Source organism: Thermus sp. FJN-A (genome assembly GCF_054655095.1).
The window spans coordinates 1-244 of record NZ_BAAHSC010000037.1; the positions used below are offsets into that span (position 1 = coordinate 1).

Annotated in this window: 1 pseudogene; it reads right to left on the reverse strand. The window is 70.5% G+C overall.

The window, feature by feature from the left end:
• Nucleotides 1-244 (reverse strand): annotated as a pseudogene (locus ACYQ0J_RS00180) (ATP-binding protein); the annotation flags it as partial.

Sequence of the window (244 nt, forward strand, 5' to 3'; positions counted from 1 at the left end):
TTGTACCCCCCTTCCTTAGGGTCTCCGGGTGGACGGCCAGGACCAGGGTGGCCACCTCGGCGAAGGCCACCAGCCAGGGGACCACACTGGGGGTGAGGCCCGTGGCGTCGTCCACGACGAGGGTGACGGGGTTCACCCCTTCGGGGCGCTTGAGGGCCTTGAGGAGGCTCCTCGCCTTCTCCTCGTTCCCCGGGTAGCGCCTCTGCCAGGCCTTGAGGTCGGCCTCGAGGTCCCAACCCCCCCC